The sequence below is a fragment of the Bacillus halotolerans genome (assembly GCF_004006435.1).
Lineage (GTDB): Bacteria > Bacillota > Bacilli > Bacillales > Bacillaceae > Bacillus > Bacillus halotolerans.
In genome coordinates this window covers 1634313-1655664 of the sequence record NZ_CP029364.1, presented here as the reverse complement: position 1 = coordinate 1655664, position 21352 = coordinate 1634313, and the positions used below count along the sequence as shown (strand labels likewise).

The 21352-nt window shown below is 45.3% G+C and carries 20 protein-coding genes; 11 read left to right on the top strand and 9 right to left on the bottom strand.

Annotated elements, in window-relative coordinates:
* Nucleotides 1-66: 66 nt before the first annotated feature.
* The gene (gene nasC, locus DIC78_RS08320; RefSeq protein ID WP_127696022.1) at nucleotides 67-2199 is read right to left on the bottom strand and encodes an assimilatory nitrate reductase catalytic subunit NasC; all 2133 of its coding nucleotides are present in this window, start codon (nucleotides 2197-2199) and stop codon (nucleotides 67-69) included.
* Nucleotides 2200-2205: 6 nt separating this feature from the next.
* Complete coding sequence (nirB, locus tag DIC78_RS08315; RefSeq protein WP_127696020.1) at nucleotides 2206-4524, bottom strand: nitrite reductase large subunit NirB; 2319 nt, start codon at nucleotides 4522-4524, stop codon at nucleotides 2206-2208.
* Between the two features lie 181 nt (nucleotides 4525-4705).
* Here nirB and DIC78_RS08310 point away from each other — a divergent pair, with 181 nt between their 5' ends.
* From DIC78_RS08310 to zinU, 5 genes are all read left to right on the top strand, one after another.
* A complete protein-coding gene (locus DIC78_RS08310; RefSeq protein WP_127696018.1) occupies nucleotides 4706-5911 on the top strand; it encodes an MFS transporter in 1206 nt (401 codons plus the stop codon).
* Between the two features lie 128 nt (nucleotides 5912-6039).
* Nucleotides 6040-6954, top strand: coding sequence for a GTP cyclohydrolase FolE2 (folE2, locus tag DIC78_RS08305; protein WP_127696016.1), 915 nt, complete (start codon nucleotides 6040-6042; stop codon nucleotides 6952-6954).
* On the top strand, nucleotides 6951-7487 hold the full coding sequence (locus tag DIC78_RS08300) for a L,D-transpeptidase (RefSeq protein WP_127696014.1): 537 nt from the start codon (nucleotides 6951-6953) through the stop codon (nucleotides 7485-7487). The genes folE2 and DIC78_RS08300 overlap by 4 nt, the downstream gene beginning before the upstream one ends.
* Before the next feature lie 174 nt (nucleotides 7488-7661).
* A complete protein-coding gene (locus tag DIC78_RS08295) occupies nucleotides 7662-8675 on the top strand; it encodes an NAD(P)-binding domain-containing protein (protein ID WP_240671142.1) in 1014 nt (337 codons plus the stop codon).
* Between the two features lie 134 nt (nucleotides 8676-8809).
* Nucleotides 8810-10003, top strand: coding sequence for a zinc metallochaperone ZinU (gene zinU, locus DIC78_RS08290; protein ID WP_095714433.1), 1194 nt, complete (start codon nucleotides 8810-8812; stop codon nucleotides 10001-10003).
* Between the two features lie 47 nt (nucleotides 10004-10050).
* Here the strand turns inward: zinU and DIC78_RS08285 are convergent, their stop codons facing one another.
* Together DIC78_RS08285 and DIC78_RS08280 are read right to left on the bottom strand one after the other, a co-directional pair.
* On the bottom strand, nucleotides 10051-10731 hold the full coding sequence (locus DIC78_RS08285) for an amino acid ABC transporter permease (RefSeq protein WP_127696012.1): 681 nt from the start codon (nucleotides 10729-10731) through the stop codon (nucleotides 10051-10053).
* A gap of 9 nt (nucleotides 10732-10740) precedes the next feature.
* On the bottom strand, nucleotides 10741-11604 hold the full coding sequence (locus DIC78_RS08280; protein WP_127696010.1) for a transporter substrate-binding domain-containing protein: 864 nt from the start codon (nucleotides 11602-11604) through the stop codon (nucleotides 10741-10743).
* Between the two features lie 167 nt (nucleotides 11605-11771).
* Here DIC78_RS08280 and DIC78_RS08275 point away from each other — a divergent pair, with 167 nt between their 5' ends.
* From DIC78_RS08275 to DIC78_RS08255, 5 genes are all read left to right on the top strand, one after another.
* On the top strand, nucleotides 11772-12908 hold the full coding sequence (locus tag DIC78_RS08275) for a zinc-dependent alcohol dehydrogenase (protein WP_127696008.1): 1137 nt from the start codon (nucleotides 11772-11774) through the stop codon (nucleotides 12906-12908).
* A 42-nt stretch (nucleotides 12909-12950) separates the two neighbouring features.
* Nucleotides 12951-13376 carry an RDD family protein gene (locus DIC78_RS08270; protein WP_164848148.1) on the top strand — a complete coding sequence of 142 codons (426 nt, stop codon included), beginning with the start codon at nucleotides 12951-12953 and terminating at the stop codon, nucleotides 13374-13376.
* A gap of 81 nt (nucleotides 13377-13457) precedes the next feature.
* Complete coding sequence (locus tag DIC78_RS08265) at nucleotides 13458-13793, top strand: YckD family protein (protein ID WP_095714430.1); 336 nt, start codon at nucleotides 13458-13460, stop codon at nucleotides 13791-13793.
* 151 nt (nucleotides 13794-13944) lie between these two features.
* Entirely contained in the window at nucleotides 13945-14673 is a 729-nt protein-coding gene (locus tag DIC78_RS08260; protein WP_127696006.1) for an AAA family ATPase, read from the top strand.
* A gap of 72 nt (nucleotides 14674-14745) precedes the next feature.
* Nucleotides 14746-16179 carry a glycoside hydrolase family 1 protein gene (locus DIC78_RS08255; RefSeq protein WP_127696004.1) on the top strand — a complete coding sequence of 478 codons (1434 nt, stop codon included), beginning with the start codon at nucleotides 14746-14748 and terminating at the stop codon, nucleotides 16177-16179.
* 35 nt (nucleotides 16180-16214) lie between these two features.
* Here DIC78_RS08255 and DIC78_RS08250 read toward each other — a convergent pair whose 3' ends face one another.
* The 5 genes from DIC78_RS08250 to hxlA all read right to left on the bottom strand — a co-directional run bounded on the left by DIC78_RS08250 (nucleotide 16215) and on the right by hxlA (nucleotide 20295).
* Nucleotides 16215-16613, bottom strand: a complete 399-nt coding sequence (locus DIC78_RS08250; protein ID WP_127696002.1) for a competence protein ComJ — start codon at nucleotides 16611-16613, stop codon at nucleotides 16215-16217.
* A 26-nt stretch (nucleotides 16614-16639) separates the two neighbouring features.
* Entirely contained in the window at nucleotides 16640-17077 is a 438-nt protein-coding gene (nucA, locus tag DIC78_RS08245; protein WP_024120178.1) for a DNA-entry nuclease, read from the bottom strand.
* Between the two features lie 197 nt (nucleotides 17078-17274).
* Nucleotides 17275-18987: a methyl-accepting chemotaxis protein TlpC gene (tlpC, locus tag DIC78_RS08240; protein WP_127696000.1), complete on the bottom strand. Its 1713-nt coding sequence runs from the start codon at nucleotides 18985-18987 to the stop codon at nucleotides 17275-17277.
* A gap of 112 nt (nucleotides 18988-19099) precedes the next feature.
* Nucleotides 19100-19657, bottom strand: coding sequence for a 6-phospho-3-hexuloisomerase (gene hxlB / locus DIC78_RS08235; protein ID WP_101863966.1), 558 nt, complete (start codon nucleotides 19655-19657; stop codon nucleotides 19100-19102).
* Nucleotides 19658-19662: 5 nt separating this feature from the next.
* Nucleotides 19663-20295 (bottom strand): 3-hexulose-6-phosphate synthase, encoded by a 633-nt coding sequence (gene hxlA / locus DIC78_RS08230; protein WP_003224929.1) that lies wholly within the window; start codon nucleotides 20293-20295, stop codon nucleotides 19663-19665.
* A 231-nt stretch (nucleotides 20296-20526) separates the two neighbouring features.
* Here hxlA and hxlR point away from each other — a divergent pair, with 231 nt between their 5' ends.
* A complete protein-coding gene (hxlR, locus tag DIC78_RS08225; RefSeq protein WP_003241118.1) occupies nucleotides 20527-20889 on the top strand; it encodes a transcriptional activator HxlR in 363 nt (120 codons plus the stop codon).
* Nucleotides 20890-21352: the final 463 nt, after the last annotated feature.

Below are 21352 nucleotides of genomic sequence, written 5' to 3'. Positions count from 1 at the left end.
TATTTAAGATGCATGTTATAAAATGTAACAAAAAATACGAAAATTTCTAAAAATTTTATGAAAATTTTAAATAGGTCTGACTCGGACGGCGCATACCTTAAAACCGGGCATTTTACACGCTGGATCTAGGCTGTCGCCAATCAAATCATTTACGTTTTGGGCATCCGCCCAGTGGATGGGAACAAATACTGTGTCTTTTCTGATGTGTTCTGACCATTTGCTGCGGACGGTGATGCTTCCGCGAGGAGATTCGATGTTCACGAGAACGCGGTCTTCGATATTGTAGGCTGCTGCTGTTTTCGGATGGATTTCCATAAATGATTCAAAATGTCTTGCGGCCAAAGAGGCGCTTTTTCTCGTTTGGACACCTGTTAAATAATGAGACATGACCCTTCCGGTCGTTAAAAACAACGGATATTCGGCGGTCGGCTTATCTTTTGGAACAACGGGTTCGTTTGGGATCACACTTAATGCCGCTTTTTGATCCGGATGTGCAAATGAGTCCTCAAATAAGCGCCCGGTTCCGGGATGATCAGGCTCCGGACACGGCCAGTGAATCCCGCCTTCTTGTCTGAGCCTGTCATATGTGATGCCGGAATAATCGGCGATTCCGCCGCGGCTCGCTTCTCTCAATTCGTTAAAGATATCCTCCGCAGACGTGTAGGAAAAATAACGGCCTTTTCCGAGAACGGACGCGATTTCGCAAATGATCTGCCAATCATGCTTTGCTTCTCCCGGGCAGGGGCGGCTCGCTTCCCTCAATGTCACGCGGCCTTCGACATTTGTCATCGTGCCTTCGTCTTCTAAGTAAGAGGATGCGGGCAAAATGACATCAGCGAATTTCGCAGTTTCAGATAGAAACAAGTCGATCGCAACAAAGAATGTCAGTTTCGACAGCGCCTGTTTGACAAGGTTGGCATTTGGGCTGGAGACTGCTGGATTGGAACACATTAGAAACAGCCCTTTAATGTCTCCATCGTTGATTTTTTCCATCATTTCATAGGCTGAGACGCCTTTTCGCGGGAGCTCATCCGGATCGACTCCCCACACTTTTGCAATATAAGCCCGATGTTCTTCGTTTTCGATGGAACGGTAGCCGGGAAGCTGATCTGCTTTTTGGCCATGCTCTCGGGCGCCTTGCCCATTGCCCTGTCCGGTGATCGCTCCGTAGCCCGAGTAAGGCTTGCCGATTTTTCCTGTGATCAGCACCACATTTAAGAAGCCTTTCACAGCTGCGGTTCCGTCGGTTTGCTGTTCAATGCCGCGGGCTGTAAACAGCATGCCGGACGTTTCCTTGGCAAACTTCATAGCGGCCTTTCGTATTTGCTCTAAAGGAACACTTGTCTGCTCGGCGATGTCTTCCAGATTTAAAGCGCCGGTATGCTGTTTGAGCTCATCAAATCCGTTTGTGCGCGTGCGAATGAAGTCTTCGTTTATCAGCTGTTCGTCTATGATGATTTTGACTAAACCGTTGGCAAGGGCTGCGTCTGTTCCGGGTTTGATTTTCAGATGAAGGTCGGCTATTTTGGTCGTCGCTGTTTCCCGGGGGTCAATGGCAATGAGATAAGCACCGTTTTCTTTCGCTTGTTCAAAATACGGCATGATGGTCGGCTGGCATTCCGCGATATTGGTGCCGGCCAAAATGATCACTCGGGTGTGGGGGATTTCCGCTAAGGGATTCGTCAAGCCTCTGTCTGCTCCGAATGTTTGGTTGGCTCCGGTTGCTGAGGCGGACATACAGAGCCGGCCGTTGTAATCGATGTATTTTGTCTGTAAGCCGACTCGTGCGAACTTTCCTAACAGATAAGCCTCTTCATTCGTAATCGAGGCGCTTCCGTAGACAGCCATCGCATCATGACCGTGTTTGTCTTGGATCAGGGTGACTTGCTCTTTTATATAGTTCAGCGCTTCAGCCCAGGAAACAGGCACAAACTCACCGTTTTTTTTGAGCAGCGGCCGGGTGATGCGGGAGGAGTGCAGGGCATGCTGGTGGGCGTTCATCCCTTTCATGCATAAACGACCTTGTGTCGTGGGATTGTCGATGCCGATGGCTGTATACTTTTTCCGTGTGACGACGGTTTGTTCCACAAGCTGCATTTTGCATTGCATGCTGCAAAACGGACATTGGGTGTCGTATGTTTTTTCTGATTGGACGTCTTGCTGTTTTTCGCGGAAATATCTAAGCAGTCGTTCAGTCAAAATGCCTCATCCTTTCTTAAGTGCGCCAGCCTGTATAGGCTGATCTTGTATCAATGACAGGTCAGTTTGAAGGTTTTCCAGCAGCTGCGTACGCAAATCCTGTTCAAATAATACCTCTCTGATATGAATGATGCCGAGGCGGTCAATCCACTGATGAACCGCTTCCGCGTAGTGAGCCGTTTCGCGATAATATTGAAGAAGGCCTTTCATCATAATGGCAGTATTTTCTTCGCTATCCGTCACACAAAACAGCATTCCGGCACGGGCATGCGCTCCCCGGATGCCGCCAGTGTAAATGTCCCAGCCCTCTTGTGTTCGAATGGCGCCGATATCCTGTATAGCTGCGGCGGTGCAGTCTTTTTCACACGACAAGCTGATGGATATGTGATCAGGCATGGAAAGCACGTCAGTATGTCTTTCGATGTGGCTTGCCAGCTTTTGAATAGAGCGATCATCCCCGCACGTACATGCTATGACACTTTGCAGCGAGCGGCGGTGCTGATGAGTGAAAACTGGCATGTGCAGTTCTTTTCTGATGTTTGCAAGGTCATTCGGCCGGATTCCGGAAAGCTTCAGCCTCTGGCCGTGAGTTATTGAAACATTGGGGATGCCGTATGTCTCGATGATGTTTGCGATGTTTCTGAGTTCCTTTGCATTTGTCAGCCCGCCGTACATTTGCGGAATGAGGGTGCATGTATCCTTGGGCGATGTTTCAGGAGACTGGATATACCCAGGCTGCAACAATTCCATGTAATAGTGAAGCGCCGGAACACAAACGCGGCAGCCGTTTTTCGTTTTCCAGCCAAGCTGATTCATTGCCTCAGCAGGATCGGGGAAATGACATCGGTGCAGTTCGGCGATGACTTCATCTTCCGTCAAATCAGTGCAGCCGCAAAACGAAGGCTGGCCGGCTGGTTCTGTATATTCGCTGCTTTCCATGTATTTCAGAAGGTCTTCAACGAGCGGCTTGCAGCCTCCGCAAGAGCCGGATGCTTTTGTGCACTGCTTAACTTCTTCGACCGTTGTTAAGCCTTTCGTGTGCACCGCTTCTTCAATCAAACCTTTTGTCACCGAGTTGCATTGGCAAATGGGTTCAGCGGAAGGCATAGATGCAAATGAAATGCCGCTTTGATCCGGTTCGATCAGCTGCTTTTTGACAATGGAAATGTCTCTTTGTTTAAGCAGGCTGTCGAGAAGCCGCTGTTTATCACATGTGTCTCCGAATAAAATTACACCAGCCAGTTTGTCGTTCTCAAAGAGGACTTTTTTGTAGCAGCCGGCATGTTCATCATGAAGCTTAATGCTCGTCGTGCCTGCGTCTTCGTGCACCTTTCCTGCCGACCACACATCAATTCCCGCTATTTTTAAGGCTGCAGATTGGGCAGAGCCACGATATCCTTCACATGGAGCGCCGCAGATGTGTTGTGCGAGGACTTTTCCTTGTTCATAAAGAGGCGCGACCAATCCGTATACCATTCCGTTGTGCTCGGCGCATTCCCCGACGGCATACACATTCGGTTTGCTCGTCTGCATGAATTGATTGACGATGAAGCCGCGGTTTGCGGCGATTCCTGCTGATGCAGCCAATTGGATATTGGGTCTTACACCAGCCGCCATCACAATCAAGTCTGCTTTTATCGAAGAGCCGTCGCTAAACCGGATACCATCTGCCCGTGGGCCTCCTGTAATGGTTGCTGTGTCTTTCTCTAAAAGAAAGGTTAAGCCTTTTCGTTCAAGCTCAGACTGAAGCAGACGAGACGCTGTTTGATCGAGCTGTTTTTGCATAATGCTGGGAGAGTGGTGAATGACGCTGACATCCATGCCCAAATGCCGCAGGCCGACAGCCGCCTCAAGGCCTAATAAGCCGGCGCCGATGACCGCTGCTTTTTGATAACGTTCCGCCATGCTGATAAAAGCTTGGCAGTCTTCTATTGTCCGAAAGCCGTAAACACCTTCTTTGTCTGTCCCGGGTATGGGGAGTATATGAGGGGAGGAGCCTGTTGCCAGAATCAATTTGTCGTAGGACAGGCTGCGTTTTTGATCTGTGATGACTTGCTGCAAGTCTGTGTTGATTTGAACGACTGTTTCTCCTGTGTAAAGTGTTATGCCTTGCTTGGCGTACCATTCACTGCTGTTCAGCACAATGTCATTGAGCGATGCCTCCCCCTGTAAAACGGAGGATAAGAGAATGCGATTATAGTTGGGATGCGGTTCGCTGCCGAAAATGACAATCTCAAACATGTCACGATGAAGCTTTAATATTTCTTCAATACAGCGAATTCCGGCCATTCCGTTCCCTGCTACAATTAATCTTTGTTTCTTCATTTGCCAGACCTCCTTTGCCTCAGCTTGTAAGTTTTTCTCCTATCAAAAATTATGGCACAATGCTCAGTTAACGCATTAAACGTGTCACATTAGCTTACACATGTCTTTTCCGAAAAAATAAGGTCATATATTCTTGATTCAGAAAATTGAAATTTTTATAGAGTCAAGAAAGGGGAATGTTATGAAGCTGTTGGAACTGAAAACAAGCGGTCACCCGTCCACTTTGCTCTGCTCGTTTTTATACTTTGATGTAAGTTTTATGATATGGGTTATGCTTGGGGCGCTTGGTGTTTATATTTCTCAGGATTTTGGCCTGTCTCCCTTTGAAAAAGGGCTTATCGTGGCTGTGCCGATTTTATCGGGATCTGTGTTTCGGATCATATTAGGCGTATTAACGGACAGAATCGGGCCGAAAAAAACAGCTGTGACCGGAATGCTGGTGACGATGATCCCGCTGCTTTGGGGAACTTTTGGCGGCCGTACGCTGACTGAGCTTTACGCGATCGGCATTCTGCTTGGCGTGGCCGGCGCGAGCTTTGCTGTTGCGCTTCCTATGGCAAGCCGGTGGTATCCGCCTCATTTGCAGGGACTGGCGATGGGAATAGCGGGTGCGGGTAACAGCGGCACCTTGTTTGCGACACTGTTTGGCCCCCGGCTTGCAGAGCAGTTCGGCTGGCACAGTGTGATGGGAATTGCGCTTCTTCCTCTGATCATCGTCTTTATTCTGTTTGTTTTCATGGCGAAGAATTCTCCTGAACAACCGGCGCCGCAGCCGCTCAAAAACTACTTGCAGGTGTTCGGACAGAAGGAAACGTGGTTTTTCTGTCTGCTGTACAGCGTTACTTTTGGAGGGTTTGTCGGGCTGTCCAGCTTTTTGGCGATATTCTTCGTTGATCAATATCAGCTGTCAAAAATTCACGCGGGAGATTTCGTCACATTATGTGTAGCAGCGGGCAGTTTTTTCCGGCCTGTAGGGGGCTGGATTTCCGATCGAGTCGGGGGCACGAAGGTTCTTTCTGTTCTGTTTGTCATCGTGGCTCTTTGCATGGCCGGAGTCAGCAGTCTGCCGTCTCTTTCAATGGTTATCATCCTTTTATTTGTCGGAATGATGGGACTCGGAATGGGCAACGGAGCAGTGTTTCAGCTCGTCCCGCAGCGCTTCCGGAAAGAAATCGGAATGGTGACGGGAATCGTCGGCGCAGCAGGAGGCATCGGAGGTTTCTTTCTGCCAAACATTTTAGGGTCATTAAAACAGATGACAGGCACATATGCCATCGGATTTATCACGTTTTCCTGTATCGCATTGCTGGCGTTTGTGCTTGTGATTGCCGCAGGATATTACTGGAGAAAAAGCTGGAGCGCGGAAAGCAGCCCGGCGGATGTTTGATGTTGGATGGGAGACACGCGCTTGCGCGTGTCTTTTTTTGCTGTTTTCAACTTTCTCTTGATTTTAACTCGTGAACCGATCAGAATAAATAGTAATTATTACGATTTAAAACGGAAGGAGTTTTCTGATTGGAACAACACATTCTGCTCCCGGAAAAAACGGAGCGTCTTCAATATTTTGGGTCGGTCAGTCCCGTGAAAGGGCAAAAGCCTGTGGAAAAGGAGAACATGAAGGATCTTCAGAATATCAGAAAAGACTATTTTTTTGATATTCAGCAAGTAGGTGTCACCAATGTGTCTCACCCGGTCACTGTTGCCTCAGCGATGAAGCCTTGTCAGCAAACGACAGCAGCGAATTTTACCATGACCGCCAGCCTGCAGCGGAATCAGAAAGGCATCAATATGAGCCGATTAACAGAGCAGCTCCAACGCTATCATCAAAACGGCTGGATTCTCACATTTTCTTCTCTTCAGCAATTTACGAAAGAGCTTGCAGAAAACATGGATCAAATCTCGGCTTGCGTCGAAGTGCGGTTTCCATGGTATTTCGAAAGAAAGAGTCCAATGCTTGGGAAAGCGGGGCTGATGCATGCTGAGATGTTGATGTCTGTCACCTATCACGAAGATCAGCCGTTTAAACAGCGGGCCGGTATCTCGGCGAAAGTAACGACTCTTTGCCCTTGCTCTAAGGAAATCAGTGAATACAGTGCCCACAATCAGAGGGGAACGGTCAGCATTTTGGCCGATATTCATCCAACGGCACTGCTCCCAGTCGATGTAAAAGCCGATTTGCTTCACGTTGCAGAATCAAATGCCAGCGCGAGACTGCACCCGGTGCTAAAGCGGCCGGATGAAAAGGCCGTAACGGAAACCGCATATGAAAATCCCAGATTTGTTGAGGATCTGGCCCGTCTCATTGCAGCAGACTTATATGAGCTTGAATGGGTGTCGGCCTTTGATATTGAATGCAGAAATGAAGAATCAATTCATCTGCACGATGCCTATGCGAAGCTTAGGTTTTCGAAACAGGAGGAATGTCTATGAAACTGTCATTCTTATTAATTGCTGTTTTTGCGCCGGCAATTCTGCTGTCAGCCTGTTCTTATCATGCGGAAGAGATAGCAGAATCTCAAATGAAGAAAACAGACAAACACATAGCGGCAGAGAAAACAAGCATTGATTGGACAAAGCCTTCCGGCGGAGAATACCCCGATATCAAGCAGCTGAAAAATGTCTGGATTGATGTGGACGTGAAACAGCAGAAGGCTTATATCAATGCCGGAAGCAAAACCATCTATACCATGATCGTTTCATCAGGACTCGATCAAACCCATGATGATTCCACACCGAAAGGCACATTTCATATCGAGCCTGAACGGGGAGAATGGTTTTTCTCTGAAGGATATCAGGAAGGGGCGGAATACTGGGTCTCATGGAAAAACCATGGAGAATTTCTTTTTCACAGCGTACCCATGACAAAGGACAAAAAAGTCATTGAAAAGGAAGCAAAAAAATTAGGGACAAAAGCATCCCATGGCTGTATCAGACTATCCATTCCAGATGCGAAATGGATATAGGAAAACATACCTGAACACACAAAAGTTGTGATCAGCTGAATAGAAAGCAGTTGACAAAAAGGAAAAAAGAACATACGATTTAAATCGTAATAATTACGTTTTGTTCGGAAAGGAGTTACTCCTATGTATAAATAGCTTATCATCGGCGGCGGAATTCAAGGGTCGACCTTGGCTGTGCATCTGGTGAAGAGCGGAAAGGTGCCTATCCAGGATCTTGCGGTCATTGATCCTCATGAACAGCCCCTTGAGTGCTGGAAGCGAAATACGGCCCGCATTCGGATGAATGATTTACGCTCTCCATCGGTCCATCACATGGATACCGAGCCGTTCAGCCTGCAAACGTATGCGGATAAAAGCCAGTGGCCGGAGGTATTTTTCGGGAGGTATAAGAGTCCCTCTTTATCGCTTTTTAATCAGCATTGTGAAACTGTATTGGATGAGATCCATATTGATCAGGCGTGGAAGACAGGCATGGTGACAGACTTGAGAAGAAAAAACGGATTGTGGGAAGTGAGGACAGATCCCTCCGAAACAATCAGGGGCGAAAGAGTTGTGCTAGCCATGAGTTTTTCACAACAGCCTTGCTGGCCGGAGTGGGCACAGCCATTTCAGAATGACGGCATTTATCATGTGTTTGACAGGGATGTGCAAGGGTTAAAACAGGAAGGCGTAAAAGCGGCAGTTGTGGGCGGAGGGATCACGGCGGCTCATTACGCCATAAAGCTCTCAGATGACGGGCACGACGTGACGATGTTCGTGAGGCATCCGTTCCGCACCTATGATTTTGACAGTGATCCGGGCTGGCTTGGCCCGAAGTATATGAAAAGATTCAGCAAAACGCCAGACTACCAAAAGAGAAGGCAATGGATCATAAACGCCAGACATCGCGGCTCCTTCCCGAAGGACATCTCAAGAAAGCTTGCTGTTTATAGAGAAGAGGGCAGAATAAAGGTCATTCAGGATGAAGTGATATCATGTCAAAAAACAGCTGACGGCCGGCTGCAGATACAGCTGAAGAAAAATGAATCGTCATACACATTCGATCATATCGCGCTGGCAACAGGCTTTGCCTCTGACATCAGCCGATTCGAGTGGGTTCAAAAAGCAGCGCAAGCAGAGCAATTGCCTTTTGCCGGCTGCGGCTTTCCGATTGTCGGCAAGGATTTGCAATGGGGGAACGGGTTATAAGTGATGGGTGCCTTTGCGGAACTTGAAATCGGGCCGACAGCGAGAAATATTTCTGGGGCGCGAAAAGCGGCATTCACCATTACACATACGGCATTTAAATCGTAATGATTCTATTTTGAGAGGGTGTGATCACAATGAAAAAAATTCCGGTTACAGTACTAAGCGGCTATCTTGGCGCGGGAAAAACAACACTGCTCAACAGCATTTTGCAAAATCGCGAAGGCTTAAAAATAGCCGTTATTGTAAATGACATGAGCGAGGTAAACATTGACGCGGGGCTGGTCAAGCAGGAAGGCGGGCTTTCCAGAACAGATGAAAAGCTAGTGGAAATGTCAAACGGCTGCATTTGCTGCACACTTCGCGAGGATTTGTTAGTCGAAGTGGAGAAGCTGGCAAAAGACGGACGGTTTGATTATATCGTAATCGAATCGACGGGAATCAGCGAACCGATCCCGGTGGCCCAGACATTTTCTTATATTGACGAAGAGCTGGGAATCGATCTCACCAAGTTTTGTGAGTTAGATACGATGGTGACAGTGGTCGATGCGAACCGTTTTTGGCATGACTATCAGTCGGGTGACAGCCTTCTGGACCGCAAAGAAGCACTTGGGGAAGAAGACGAAAGAGAAATTGCCGACCTGTTAATCGATCAAATTGAGTTTTGCGATGTTCTGATCTTAAATAAATGTGATTTAGTCAGCGAGCAAGAGCTTGAACAGCTTGAGAAAGTCCTTCGCACCCTGCAGCCAAGGGCTACATTCATTCGTGCTGTCAAAGGGAACGTCAAGCCGCAGGAGATTTTACATACGGGGCTATTTAACTTCGAGGAAGCGAGCGGATCTGCCGGCTGGATAAGAGAGCTGACGGCAGGCCATGCAGCCCATACCCCGGAAACCGAGGAATACGGCATTTCTTCATTTGTTTATAAAAGACGGCTGCCATTTCATTCAACGCGCTTTTATCACTGGATGGATCAAATGCCTAAAAATGTTGTCCGCGCCAAAGGTATTGTCTGGTGCGCATCGCATAACAGCCTCGCTCTTCTGATGTCCCAAGCCGGCCCGTCCGTAACGATTGAGCCGGTATCTTATTGGGTGGCGGCAATGCCGAAGCTTGAGCAGGAGCAAATCAAACAGCAGGAGCCGGAAATATTAGAGGATTGGGACCCGGAATTCGGCGATCGTCTGACGCAGCTGGTGTTTATCGGAACAGACTTGGATGAAGACGCCATTACGAAGGAGCTGGATCAATGTTTGCTGACTGAATATGAGTTTGATTCCGATTGGTCGCTGTTTGAAGATCCATTTAAATGGAAGCTGAATCAATAGGAAAAAGCCGTCTCCTGCGGAGCGGCTTTTTTTAATGAAACGTTTGTTTAAAGATAATGTGCGTATTTCTTCTCAAGGATATTCTGAAAAGCCGCCGCAACGGAGCAGATGGCCCAATAAATGAGCGCGGTCAGAATATACATGGTCATGTAATCAAACTCTCGGCCCCCAATAATTTTCGCATGCTGGAGCAATTCCGGCACCGTAATCATCGCGGCGAGCGAGGATGCCTTGATCAAATCGAGCAATACATTGGCGAGCGGAGGCAGCGCAATACGGATCGATTGCGGCAAAATGATGCCCCTCATCGTCTGCCAATAGGAAAGACCGAGCGAGGATGCGGCTTCCCACTGCCCTTTTTCAACGGATGAAATGGCTGAACGGTTAATTTCCGCAATATAAGCGGCGCTGTTGAGGCTAAAGCCGATCAAGGCGGCCGTAACGGCAGAAAATTCAATGCCGATATAAGGGATTCCAAAATAAAGGATAAACAGGATCACCAAAATCGGAACGCCGCGCATAAAAGAAATGTAGAGACGCGCCGGCCATCTCAGCAGGGCAATCTTAGACATTCTGGCGAGCGATATAAACAGCCCGATTACCGTTCCCGCAAACATGCTGACAAAAGAAATAAGCAACGTGTACCCTATACCCTTTATGACATAAGGAAACGATTCAATCGCCAGCTGTGTGTTGAAAATATATTCCCACTGAATGCTGTACATCATGGCGTCTGATTACAGGTCAACGTCTTGAACGTCGATATCCAGTTTCTTTGATACATCCGCTTTATTAAAGAATTGTTTCGACAGCTTTGTCAAAGTGCCGTCCTTGCTCATCTTTTTCAGCGTCTCGTTCATTTGTTTCTGAAGCTCAGTATTGCTTTTTTTCATGACAAGGGCCTGTTTGTTCGGCATGTACTTGATGTCAGGATGGATCGTGATGTTAAGATCCGGAAATGCCGCGAGTGCCAGTGTCTGCAGGTAATAGTCATTTAAGATGACATCAGTGCGGCCGTTGGCAACATCTTTTAAATACTGCTCGTTGGTCGCGTTATCATAAATGACTTCTTGGGCGCCGTATTTTCTGGCAACGTCCATATAGACAGTTGTCGCTGCGCCAGCCGCTTTTTTCCCTTTTAAATCTTTCAGTGTTTTAATCCCTGATAAATCATCTTTTCGGACAATGGCTGTGCCATATGAATATTTATAAGGAGAAGAAAACGCGAACTTCTTCTCGCGGTCCTTTGTCACATCTATATCATTGGCGGCAGCGTCAACCTGGCCGCTGTTCACCGCTGTCAGCATCCCGTCGATGCCCATTTCCTTGAACTCGACTTTGAGCCCGAGACGCTTAGCCGCTTCTCGAACAACTTCAACCTCATAGCCTGTCAGTTGATCCTTACCTGAATCGGTATCATGATAGGACGTAGGATAAAGTGTGCCGGACGTAGCAACGACGATTTTTCCTTTTTCTTTGATCTGCTCCCAGCCTGTATCCTTGGAACCGGCTTCATCTTTGCCGGAACAGGCTGCCAATATAAGAAAGAAAGCCATTGTAAAGCTAAAGATAACGGCTTTTGATTGTTTACATGATTTCACCTATGTTTCCCCCAATCTGTTAATCAACTAAAAAGATAGCATTGAACATAAGGGGTTGCAATATGTTGATGGCGTTTTCAAAAAGTTCGAATTGTGTATACAAATGAAGCTGCGAGTTTAAAAGCAGCCGGGAAGGGAAGGAGTCATAAAAAAGGAGTTGGCCAAGGATGAAAGCACTGACATACCAAGGGAAAGAGCATGTGGTAGTGAAAGAGGTTGAAGCTCCCCGGATTCAGGATGCAAGAGATGCTATTATCCGCATTACGGCAACAGGTATTTGCGGCTCTGATCTACATTTGTATAAAAACGGGATTCCGGCTGCGCCGGATTATATTATCGGACATGAACCGATGGGAGTAGTTGAAGAGACCGGAAGCGAGGTTCAATCACTAAAAAAAGGCGATCGTGTCGTGATTCCGTTTAACATTGGGTGCGGCGAATGCTTTTATTGCAAGCATCAAATGGAGAGCCAGTGCGACGAATCAAATCCAAACCCGCATACCGATGCCGGCGGTTTATTTGGTTTCTCTGAAGATAACGGCAATTTTCCCGGAGGACAGGCTGAATACTTGCGGGTGCCGTTTGCTGATTTTTCATCCTTCAAAGTTCCTGCCGACAGTGAGCTTAAGGATGAACAGGTCTTGTTTCTATCCGACGTGATGCCGACAGCATATTGGAGCGTGGAGCACAGCGGAGTGAAAAAAGGCGATACCGTCTTGATTCTGGGAGCGGGGCCGATTGGATTAATGGCGCAAAAATTCGCTTGGATGAAGGGAGCGAAACGCGTCATCTCCGTTGATCAAGTTCCTCATCGACTGGAGCATGCAAAACGGACAAACAGCGTGGAAACGTTCAACTTTACAGAACATGATGAGATCGGGAAGCTTCTTTATGATGAAACGGACGGCGGAGCGGATGTCGTTATTGATTGTGTCGGAATGGACGGGACCCCGCTTTCGAAAGAAAAAGCGTCTGAAAAACCGAACCAATTCGGAACCATCAGCCCGATTCTCACCGCGTCTGAAGCAGTCAGAAAGTTCGGCACAGTTCAGCTGACAGGGGCATATATTTCTCAAGCGGACGGTTTTCCGCTCGGCGATTTCTTCACCCGCAATGTCTCTGTCAAAATGGGACAGGCACCGGTCATTCATCTGATGCCGATGCTGTATCAAATGGTTGATCAGCAAGAAATTGATCCTACTGATATCATTACGCACAAATTAAGTCTTGCTGATGCCCCTAGAGCATATGATATATTCGATAAGAAAGAAGACGGCAACATCAAAGTCATATTGAAACCATAATGGGGGAGTTACATGAAGAACTATAAACCGGCCGGATTTTAGATCAGACTAGGAGCTTCATTACTGGATTACATTATTGTCTCGGTGCCCCTTTTGTTGATCTATTGGCTGATCACAGGAAAAGACCCGAACGACAGCATGATCATCAGCCTGGTCGTTTTGCTGTACTCTATTTTGCTGCCGGTATTTTGGCAAGGCTATCTCATCGGAAAAAGGATTTGCGGAATCAGAATCGTAAAAAAAGACGGGTCACAGGTCGGCCTGGTAACCATGATTATGCGAGTCATCATTGCCGGACTGGTTTACGGCATAACCTTCGGGCTTGGCTTAATTGTCAGCCTTTTTATGATTGGGCTGAGAGAAGACAAACGGACGCTGCATGATTTTATCGCAGGAACATACGTGACTTACGCATCACCGGGAGAAGAAGAACTATATACGGACGAACAGATCAGAAAGAGCGAATAGTGGTTCGCTCTTTTTATTTTGTATACATAAAAAACCAAAAAGAAGCAAAATATATGAAAAAAGCTAGGAGGAATAAACTGGATGAAAAAAGTGAAAGTCAATATCATCGGAATGCTCATTGCCGCGGCTGTTATTTCTTTAACTGGCACAGCTGAAGCAGCGGAAAAACAGAATCAGCAGCCGCCTGCAAACGTTACACTGACTGAACAGCAAAAGAAAGAAATTGAACAACTGGAAGCAGACATATTAAAAAAACGCAAGGATGTCATCTCAAAGTATGTAGAATACGGAGTTCTGCCTAAAGAAAGAGGAGATCACATCAAAAATCACATGGTCAAACACTTTGAAATGATGAAACAAAACGGCTTTGTTCCGAAGCCTCATCCTCATCCGCATAAATTTGAAAAGAGACATTAGGCTGTAAGCATCCAATTAAGGTTGGGTGCTTTTTCATTACCGTTAAAAAGAATATACTGACAATATAATATATAATTTGGAATATGAGAACGCATTCTTATGGATCAAAAGATTTTACTTCATATATTCATTTAACGCGAGAGGAGAAGCTATGTTTTTAAAAAGAGTAACACTCCTTAGAGATAAGATCCCGTCCTTTAACAGATACCCATTCACTATCCCTGCTGTAAGTCAATTACACGACATTTCATTTACCAGAGAAGTGACTTTTTTTGTCGGGGAAAATGGCTCGGGGAAATCAACGTTGCTTGAAGCAATTGCTGATAAGTGTGAATTTAATACAGCGGGCGGCAGCCGTAATAATATCTATGAATTGCAGGAGTCAGACTCTCATTTGGGAGATTACATACGTTTATCATGGCTACCTAAGATCACAAATGGTTTTTTCTTAAGAGCAGAATCGTTTTATCAGCTTTCTCTTCATCTTGATGAAGTGGAACGGGATGCTCCGCAGCCATATCTCTCCTTTGGCGGAAGGCCGCTGCACAAGCAATCGCATGGTGAGTCTTTTATGTCGCTGTTCCAACATCGTTTTAAAGGAAAAGCCATTTATCTTTTAGATGAGCCTGAAGCTGCTCTTTCTCCCTCACGGCAGTTAGCTTTTTTGAGAGTCATACACGATTTAGTGAAAGGCGGAAATGTACAGTTCATCATTGCCACTCACTCTCCAATTTTGCTGGGTTATCCGAATGCTGACATTTTCAGCTTTGACGGGGGCAGTATTCATCATACAGAATACGAAAGCACTGAACACGTCCAGTTAACCAGATATTTTCTTGAACAAAGAGAGAAAATATTAGCTGAGCTGTTCCGGGATTAACATCGTGTTGCTATGAAACGCGTTTCATAGCCTATGATAGGCTTATCAAATATTTCAGGAGTGATTAACACAATGATCCATCAACATCCAGAATCTTTTCCGAAACATTTTTTATGGGGCTCGGCTTCAGCAGCTTACCAGGTTGAAGGAGCTTGGAACGAAGATGGCAAAGGCCCTTCTGTATGGGACGTGTTTACGAAAATCCCCGGCAAAACGTTTAAGGGCACCAATGGTGATGTTGCAGTTGACCATTATCACCGTTATAAGGAAGATGTCGCTCTGATGGCTGAGATGGGGCTGAAGGCATATCGATTCTCTGTCAGCTGGCCGCGTATTTTTCCAAAAGGAAAAGGAGAAATCAATGAAGCCGGTCTGGCATTTTACGATAACCTGATTGATGAATTGCTTTCTCATAACATTGAGCCGGTTTTGACTTTATATCACTGGGATTTGCCTCAGGCGCTTATGGACGAGTATGGCGGATTTGAGTCGAGAAACATCATAGAGGATTTTAATCATTACTGCATTACTCTTTATAAACGCTTTGGGCAGAAAGTGAAATATTGGGTAACGTTAAATGAACAAAACTACAATTTTAATCACGGCTTTCTAACAGCTATGCATCCGCCTGGCGTGAAGGACAGAAAACGATTTTACGAAGCAAATCATATTGCGTTTCTGGCAAATGCGAAAGCCATTGAGTCCTTCAGAAAATATGTGCCCGAAGGCAAAATAGGACCAAGCTTTGCTTATTCTCCCGCATACCCTTTAACCAGTCATCCAGAGGACATTACGGCATTTGAAAATGCTGAAGAATTTATGAATAATTGGTGGCTGGACATGTACTGCTGGGGAACCTACCCGCAAATTCCTTTCCGCTATTTAGAAAAACAGGGGTGGGCGCCGACAGTCGAACCGGGTGATATGGAGCTGCTTGCCAAAGGGAAGCCGGATTTTGTAGGTGTCAACTATTATCAAACGATTACTTACGAACGAAATCCGCTCGACGGTGTCTCAGAAGGGAAAATGAATACGACGGGACAAAAAGGGACCAATCAGGAAACAGGGATGCCGGGACTATTTAAAACTAAGAAAAACCCGAACCTAACAACGAGCAACTGGGATTGGACGATTGATCCGGTAGGATTGCGTATCGGGCTTCGCCGTATTACGACACGTTATCAGCTTCCTGTGTTTATTACAGAAAACGGTTTAGGAGAATTCGATAAAGTTGAAGACGGCACTATACATGATGATTATAGAATTGATTATTTGCAATCGCATCTTGAGCAATGCAGACAGGCCATTAGTGATGGAGTCGATTTGATTGGATATTGCAGCTGGTCATTTACTGATCTGTTAAGCTGGCTGAACGGTTATCAAAAAAGATACGGCTTTGTTTATGTGAATCGTGACGAAGAGAATGAACATGACTTGAACCGATTGAAGAAAAAAAGCTTTTATTGGTATCAGGACGTTATTAAGAAAAATGGAGCAAATATATAAAGAGTCCCTGAGAGTATTCCTCTCAGGGCTTTTCATTAGACTGAAACAGCATCAATGATGTAAGTGTCAGCATGCAGATCTGACAGCTCAGCCGGTACAGTGTAGCATGTAAATTGATAGTCCCCTTTAGGAAGGTCAAAGGAGAGCCGTTTGGACATGATGCTTTCAACTTCAATTCCGTCATTTGTGACGTGAAAAGGAACAGTCACTTTTTTTTCATAGGATGCTACTGTTTCTGAACTGTTAAGGCGCAAAAGAATATATACCTTTGAATTTCGCTGTGCCTCAAACGAAATGGCTTCGTCCGCTTCCGCATATCCTTTTTCAATTGCTTCATCTGTCCAATCGATGACTGGCGGTGCGGAACCCTTTTGAAATACAGTAAATTGATGATATGAAATCGTCAGTTCTTGCGGCTTCCATGATTTGATCAATGTGCTGTTCCTCCTCTTTTAACTGTTTACTGAATCGTAAATAAAACCTTTGTGCCGTCAGGGTAATCGGTCAGCTGATGCCCGACCCAGGAGCCTGCGCCGCGATTGTCAGCGGGAGAAATATATTCTACAGAAGCCCCTTCACCGCCTTCTTTGCACATGGCCATTGGCCATTCATCTCGGTCATACCCTGTTTTGGAAGGTACGTCTTTTAATGATTGTTCGCGGCGTTCCTCAGCTCCGTCTCTGTCTATGGTGCACACATCTGAATGCCCCTCACTTATTGCGTCCTTGATATGATTTGCTGTCTCAGGGTAACGCTCAGAAGGGAAGGCCAGTGTTTCGTCATATTCTTCTGTTTGAGACGTTTTTTGATCGTCTGAGAAAAAGTCTCCCTTAATCAGGCCAACAGCTGCAGCTGCTATGACGACTATTACGAGAAGTAAAGTTTTTATAATGTCCATTCGTGATGATCACCTCCCGCGTCAGCAACTTTAAAACTGCTCCAAGAGTAATGCAGAAAGGGCTGGGTGTAAAGATTAAAATTTTTTGTTTTGCCTTAGGTTTATTGCAGAAATCGTAATTTTAGCAGATCGAAATATTCATTTTTAAAAAAATAACGTTATCAAATTGAAATATTGATACTAGATTATAGGCTGTTTTAAGGTTGATCAATCATTTTAAATTGGCTTATGATACCGGTAAGCTCTTCAGCCAATTGAGATAACGTTTCTGAGGCTGCAGTAATCTCTTCCATAGCGGCAAATTGCTCTTCTGTTAAAGCTGCCGCCTGCCGGGTACTCTCTGTTGATTCTTTAATGTCTGTTGTATTGGCGGCAAAGGATTCATTGATTTTTTGCGTACTTGCTGAAATGTTGGTAACAGATGCTGATAAATCGCTGATTTCCGCAGTGATTTCATCTGTTGCGGCTGCAATTTCTTTAAATGCGTCTCTGGTGCGGTGAATCATGTTTACACCTTCAGCAGCTTCTGTTTTCACATGTTCAACAGACTGCGCAGATTCAGTCATATCATTTTTTATCTCAGCGATTAATTTGGAAATCTGTCCGACAGACCGTTGAGATTCCTCTGCTAATTTGCGAACTTCATCAGCAACAACGGCAAAGCCTTTACCGTGTTCTCCGGCTCGGGCAGCTTCAATTGCTGCATTAAGAGCAAGCAGGTTTGTCTGATCGGCAATTTGGGTGATAACGGATAAAATTTGTTCAATTTGTTTAGAACGGCCGTCCAGCTGCTGAATGATCTCTCCGCTTTTTTCAATCGAATGGTGAATGGTATCCATTTGTGCCTGAACATTTGAAATTTCATTTTGGCCAATGTCTGCTTTTGATTGCGCAAGCTGTCCTTTCTCAGCAATGGCAGCAGTATTTGAAGAAATATGCCGTATGTCAGCTGTTGTTTGCTCCAGTGATTTTTCACTGTTTTCGATTCGTGTGATTTGATGCTTGGCACCGTTTGCAATTTGCTGAACAGCTTCTGTGATCTTTTCGGAGGCTTGATTGGTTTCTTCTGCTCCGGCTGAAAGCTGCTGAGAGGCTGATGCAAGCTGAAGGGCGGATTGCTGTACCGTTTGGATTGTCTGATTCAGCTTCATTCTCATCTTATTATAGTAGACACTCAGTTCTGCTAACTCATCAGCGGACTTGTCTGAAACTTCTATTGTCATATCTCCGTTTCCGGCGCTTTCAAAGGCGTATTTTAATACGTTCAGCCGCCGGTTGATTCTTCTGGTGAAAAGCAAAACAAGGATGACAGATATAATAATAACTACAGCAAGAACGATAGCGAATTGAGTGAACAGCGATTGGGTAAGCGATGCTAAAATGCTTTGATTGGCTCCTGTATACAGCATACCGATAATGTTGCCTTCCTTATCTTTTAAGGGCATATATGCTGTTTGATAAGAGGAGCCTGCCACATCTGCTTGTCCGTAGAATTGCTTCCCGTTTTTTAAAACAGCGTCAGTGACCTCAGCAGAAGCTTGAGTGTCGACAGCTCTTTCGCCGTCTTTCATTACGTTGGTTGCGACCCGAGTATCTCCTTGGAAAATCGTTACGGTATCACCTGTTTTTTTGCCAAGCAGATCAACAATTTCTTCATTTCCGTTTATTTGTGTCTCGCCTTTATACAGCTTATCGTTTTTTACCTCCCAGTTCCCTAAAATCACGTCATCAATATACGTGCTGCTTAAAGCAAGATCGCCTTTGGCTTTTTCAGTGGCCATTTTTTTCATGCTGCTTGTAATGTCTTTTAGCATTACGGCGCCGACTGATAGAGAAAACAATAGAATAACTGCGAAGACCAAGCTGAGAATTTTAGTTCCAAGCTTCAGCTTTATTTGTTTTTTCAACATAATTCCTCCCTCTGTTTGTTTGTAGGTCATATTACTTATCGGGTTTTTGGGTGTAAAGTTTTATTTTAGGGGATATTAAAACCGGCCTGATCTCCAGGCCGGCTGTGTGACGCTATTCAAGGTTTGCGTGGTAAGTGAACATGGTTTCAGAATCGAGTCCTTTTTTCTCCATGAGTTTTAAAATTATTGCATCATAGAACAGCAGCAATGTTTGCTCAAATAATGAACCCATTGGTTGCATCGTTTTATAGCTTCCGTTTGACTGGTCTTTAGGAGAGCCAGGCATTTTGACGATGAGATCCGATTGTTTTCCAATGCTCGAATCCGGATTGATGGTTAAAGCGGCAACAATTCCGTGTAAGCTTTTTGCTTTGGCTGCTGTATTGATCAGGCTCTTTGTCTCGCCTGATCCTGAGCCGATAATGACGAGGTCTCCTTTGCGGAGCGGCGGAGTGAGAACCTCACCGGCAATATGAGCGTTAAAGCCCATGTGCATCAATCTCATCGCGAAGGATTTTGCCATCAGGCCAGACCGCCCCGCGCCCGCAGTGAAAATTTGATTGGACGAAAGAATGTGATCGGCAAGCTGATCAGCTTCTTCATTAGAAATATAAGCCGCTGAACGGTGTAATTCATTGAGAATTTCCGTTACGTATTCAGTCGTTTTCATTTTATTTATCCTTGGGCAATAAGCTGTTTCATTTTTGAAGCTGTTTCTGCTTTATCGGCTGCGCTTGTAATTCCGCCCCCAACAATGACAAGGTCAGGGTTTTGTTTGATCACTTCTGGCAGTGTATCAAGTTTGATGCCGCCCGCAATTGCGGTTTTTGCGTTTTTTACGGTATTTTTGATGGTCGTTAATTCTTCGAAAGAGTTTTTGCCCTCTGCTTGAAGATCATAACCAGTGTGGACGCAGATGTAGTCAACACCGAGTGCGTCAATTTCTTTCGCACGGGATTCAATATCTTTCACGTTAATCATGTCCACTAAGATTTTCTTCTTCTGTTTTTTGGCTTCTTCTACTGCGCCTTTAATTGTTGCATCGTCTGTAGCCCCTAAAACGGTGATGATGTCAGCTCCAGCTTCCGACGCTTTCATAATTTCGTATCCGCCGGCATCCATGATTTTCAGGTCTGCCAGGACCTTCAATTGCGGAAATGTTTCTTTTATTTCTTTAACGGCTCTAAGGCCTTCATTAATGACAACCGGTGTTCCGATCTCAACCACGTCGATGTATTGTTCCACTTCTTTGACAAGCTCGATGGCTTCCGGGATATTTACTAGGTCTAATGCCAGCTGTAATTCCATTGTTGATCCACTCCCTTATTCGAATTATTTTTCATTCTATAGGTTCCCTCTTTAGCTGAGAAGTAGGCACTTTGAAGTCAACTAGTTACTTGGAGGATACTGTGAGAAGAGGCAATCAGATTTCTTTCGCTTGGTTTTATGAGTGAGTATAATGAAAAAGAGTCTGCCAAAAAGTAAGTAAGTGATGATACGTATCTAACATACAAAAAGGATACTAAGGGGGGATTTCTTTTGAGCCGGATGGACGACAAAAGGTTTAATTGTGAGAAGGAATTAACGCTTGCGGTGATCGGCGGCAAATGGAAAATGCTCATTTTGTGGCATTTAGGAAAAGAAGGCACAAAACGTTTTAATGAATTGAAAGCTTTGATTCCTGATATTACGCAGAAGATCCTCGTGAATCAGCTGAGAGAGCTTGAGCAGGATATGATTGTTCACAGGGAAGTGTATCCGGTTGTCCCGCCGAAGGTTGAATATTCCTTGACCCCGCAAGGAGAAAGCCTGATGCCTATTCTTGATGCCATGTATGAGTGGGGGAAAGGCTATATGGAATTGATTGATATCGACAAAAATGTCATTAAGGAATCGTTGTAAGGCGCTCTTGGCTAAGGGTGTCTTTTTTTTTGCCTGTTTTTCGGTTTTTGCGCGGTAAACATATGGGATGTAAAGATTGTAAATGGCTTTCAACAATAAATGGGAAATAGCGTGAGATAGCATTTTAAAAATTTTTATTTTTCTGTAAATAATGTTTAGTGGAAATTATTGCGGTATCCCGCAATAATTTCCCAGTTAATAAACTGGAATCTTTTCGGTATCCCGCATGAAACTTTTCACCCATTTTTCGGTGATAAAAACATTTTTTTCATTTAAAGTGAACGTTAGAAAGGTTAAAAATATTGAAAACAATGAAGAAATAGGCAAAAATGTTTCACTTTAGGGCAAGAGGGCTTGCGGTCTTTATCTGCCTGTGCCTGACACCGCAATCAATGCTTACGGCTGGCTATTTTTAGGTCGCTTTGTGTTTTTTGTTTAGATGCAACGCTTTTGAGGAGTGGTA

What these genes read in the sequence shown, in the direction of transcription:
- tlpC (WP_127696000.1), bottom strand. Translation starts at nt 18,987, where the DNA reads ATGTTGAAAAAACAAATAAAGCTGAAGCTTGGAACTAAAATTCTCAGC.
- nirB (WP_127696020.1), bottom strand. Translation starts at nt 4,524, where the DNA reads ATGAAGAAACAAAGATTAATTGTAGCAGGGAACGGAATGGCCGGAATT.
- DIC78_RS08255 (WP_127696004.1), top strand. Translation starts at nt 14,746, where the DNA reads ATGATCCATCAACATCCAGAATCTTTTCCGAAACATTTTTTATGGGGC.
- DIC78_RS08265 (WP_095714430.1), top strand. Translation starts at nt 13,458, where the DNA reads ATGAAAAAAGTGAAAGTCAATATCATCGGAATGCTCATTGCCGCGGCT.
- DIC78_RS08275 (WP_127696008.1), top strand. Translation starts at nt 11,772, where the DNA reads ATGAAAGCACTGACATACCAAGGGAAAGAGCATGTGGTAGTGAAAGAG.
- zinU (WP_095714433.1), top strand. Translation starts at nt 8,810, where the DNA reads ATGAAAAAAATTCCGGTTACAGTACTAAGCGGCTATCTTGGCGCGGGA.
- DIC78_RS08310 (WP_127696018.1), top strand. Translation starts at nt 4,706, where the DNA reads ATGAAGCTGTTGGAACTGAAAACAAGCGGTCACCCGTCCACTTTGCTC.
- DIC78_RS08285 (WP_127696012.1), bottom strand. Translation starts at nt 10,731, where the DNA reads ATGATGTACAGCATTCAGTGGGAATATATTTTCAACACACAGCTGGCG.
- hxlA (WP_003224929.1), bottom strand. Translation starts at nt 20,295, where the DNA reads ATGGAATTACAGCTGGCATTAGACCTAGTAAATATCCCGGAAGCCATC.
- hxlB (WP_101863966.1), bottom strand. Translation starts at nt 19,657, where the DNA reads ATGAAAACGACTGAATACGTAACGGAAATTCTCAATGAATTACACCGT.
- DIC78_RS08300 (WP_127696014.1), top strand. Translation starts at nt 6,951, where the DNA reads ATGAAACTGTCATTCTTATTAATTGCTGTTTTTGCGCCGGCAATTCTG.
- DIC78_RS08260 (WP_127696006.1), top strand. Translation starts at nt 13,945, where the DNA reads ATGTTTTTAAAAAGAGTAACACTCCTTAGAGATAAGATCCCGTCCTTT.
- nucA (WP_024120178.1), bottom strand. Translation starts at nt 17,077, where the DNA reads ATGGACATTATAAAAACTTTACTTCTCGTAATAGTCGTCATAGCAGCT.